The sequence below is a fragment of the Zooshikella harenae genome, assembly GCF_018837975.1.
GTDB classification, from domain to species: Bacteria; Pseudomonadota; Gammaproteobacteria; order Pseudomonadales; family Zooshikellaceae; genus Zooshikella; species Zooshikella harenae.
Genome location: NZ_JAGSOY010000192.1, coordinates 1 through 2,369, shown reverse-complemented (window position 1 = coordinate 2,369; position 2,369 = coordinate 1). Strand labels below are relative to the sequence as shown.

Below are 2,369 nucleotides of genomic sequence, written 5' to 3'. Positions count from 1 at the left end.
GAAATTATCCCTGACTTTAGAACACAGGATGTTTATAACTTTGAGGTAGCTGATTACCACACATATTTTGTTGGTAAGTTAGGTGCTTGGGTTCATAATGGCGATGGGCTTGACTGTAAAGTTACAAAGAGTAGAGGGTATGACCGTCCTGAAATTGAAACCAAGAGCGGTAAAGCGGTTAAACAAAAGAACGCGACCGATGAATGGGACAATTTCTTAGGTGATAAGCAAACAAATATAGACCCTAGAGATGGACTACCAGACCCAGATCGTATTTGGTCGGCAGATGGCAAGAGAAGTATCAGGTTTGGTGACCACGAAATGAACAGCAAGCCAAATAAACTTCATTATCATCAAGAAACTTGGCATGACGATAAAGTGGAAAATGTATTGCAGAGGATTCCTCAGTGAAGATTAAAATAATCAGTTTTGAAGACGTCGACGGTAATACAGTTGTCAAGTTTGGTTCAGGTGTAGGGGATGGCATTGCAACGTGGATTGGTGCTAATAAGCCGGTTAAAAACTATGAGTACGATGTTGAAATTGACATTGAGAAATCTATAGATCAGGTGATTAATACTAGTAATAAAAACGAAGATCGGTATTCAATGGCACTTCAGGGGAGATCTACACTTATGAATGGTGAGGTTGAATCTGTCGAGGAGGATGGCATGGCATATTTTCGATTATCCAAAGATTGCCTAATAATGGTTGAGTCGGGAGATTCAAAAGTTAAAGAAGGCGATTGGATTAGCCTAAATATACAATGTGAAGATATAGAGGTTTCTGCTCAAGGAAACTAGTCTAATTAAATTATAGCTCGCTATCGCGGGCTTTTTTACGCCTACGATTCGGCTATGATTAAATGTTACAAAGAAAGGAGGCGGGAAAAATGCTAAGCATGCGAATCAAAAAAGACGGGATGCTGCGTCTGAAAAATATGAAAATGCAAAATCGGATTACGAATCTTTAAAAAGCCAACCGAATAAAACCCCAGAAGTGAAGAAAGCTATGGAAAAAGCTAAAAAAGCGATGGAAAAGGCCAGGAAAGATAAAGATTTTACTGGTGAGCATCATAGTTCAAATGCAAAAGGAAATCGCTAATATGAAAAGATACACCTTTTTTCTTGAATGGGGCGGCGGAACATACATATCGCAGTGTTCCTCGAACTCTCTTCTCGAAGCGATTCGAACTTGGTCTCGTGGTTTTGATATGACTACGATTGGTGCTTCTGATCATTCAAAGTCAAAGTTTCTTTCTGGCCTTGAAGACGAAACCCCTACGGAAGTTGGTGGATTGGCTTCTGTGTGGTGTGTTGGTTCAATTGTAGAATCTTGCTTGGCTGTGATTCATATTGTTGAAACAGTAGATTAAATTCTTGATCAATAAGTTGTTACAAAGTGGGGACCTGGAAAACAGCTTTGGTCCAAGGGAAAGTTAAAAACGCACTTTAAGAAACATGGCGCTGAGTTCGGTGCTAAAAATTCAAAGGAGTATAGCGAAATGGCTCTTGAATTTGGTACGAGAAAAAATAACGGTAACTTGGTTGAAACAACGAGTGGAGCGTTTAATTATAGATTCGAGCCATCCACAAACACTATTTTTGTAGGAACAAATGCTGGTGGAAAAATAAAGTCATTTTACAAGTGGGATGGTAGAAGTGATGATGTTGTCATCAATACGCTGAAAGAGGCTGGCAAATTATAATGAAAGTAATCTCTAGAGAGGAAGTTGTTAAGCTTGTTACAAAATGCCGTTTGGCCTTTAATTCTCGTGACGAACTTTTGGAGTTGCTAGAGGATATAGATGAGAGTGTTGAGCTTGAGAATCAAGTTTTTGAAGTGCTAGCAGAATTATATATAGGTGTAAGTAATGGTTACTTGTCAGAACTTTACGAAGGGATGACGGGTAAAAAGGTTGAAGTTATAGGGGATGTTGCTGAAATGTTTAGGTGCCCTTGCTGCAACATGAAAACGCTTTCTGAAGTTTATAACCAAGAAGAAGGCACTGGTTATGATATTTGTGACTACTGTAATTGGGAAGATGACGGAACAGCCGATATAGATTCTTCTAGTGGCGCTAATAAAGGGAGCATTAAAGAATATAGAGATAGGATCAAAGAGCAACCCAATTTATTTTATAGAAATAAGTGGTTAAGTAATTAAATTTATTATTTGATTGGAGTAGCCCCGCATTCGCGGGGCTACTAACCTGTTTGGTCCAAGCTCCTCAACACCGCGTAATTTTAGTCCCTACCTGAATCCAGGCTTTACCGGCAGCAGCTTTATGGAGCGTATTCAGGATGCAGTAGGGAAGTAAATAATCCACCTTCTTAGAAGGTGGATTATTTACTTTTTGATTTTTTTTG

General features: G+C 39.0%; 5 protein-coding genes. All 5 read left to right on the top strand.

All coding sequences use genetic code 11. The annotated features are described in order from the left end of the window. Positions 1–411, top strand: a 411-nt coding sequence (locus KCG35_RS24680) for an HINT domain-containing protein (RefSeq protein ID WP_215822512.1), incomplete at its 5' end; no start/stop codon positions are given. Continuing rightward, positions 408–803, top strand: coding sequence for a hypothetical protein (locus tag KCG35_RS24675; protein ID WP_215822511.1), 396 nt, complete (start codon positions 408–410; stop codon positions 801–803). The genes KCG35_RS24680 and KCG35_RS24675, both read left to right, overlap by 4 nt. Before the next feature lie 410 nt (positions 804–1,213). Then, positions 1,214–1,375: a hypothetical protein gene (locus KCG35_RS24670; RefSeq protein ID WP_215822510.1), complete on the top strand. Its 162-nt coding sequence runs from the start codon at positions 1,214–1,216 to the stop codon at positions 1,373–1,375. 129 nt (positions 1,376–1,504) lie between these two features. Further along, positions 1,505–1,708: a hypothetical protein gene (locus KCG35_RS24665; RefSeq protein WP_215822509.1), complete on the top strand. Its 204-nt coding sequence runs from the start codon at positions 1,505–1,507 to the stop codon at positions 1,706–1,708. Continuing rightward, complete coding sequence (locus KCG35_RS24660) at positions 1,708–2,166, top strand: CPCC family cysteine-rich protein (RefSeq protein WP_215822508.1); 459 nt, start codon at positions 1,708–1,710, stop codon at positions 2,164–2,166. The genes KCG35_RS24665 and KCG35_RS24660 overlap by 1 nt, the downstream gene beginning before the upstream one ends. Positions 2,167–2,369: the final 203 nt, after the last annotated feature.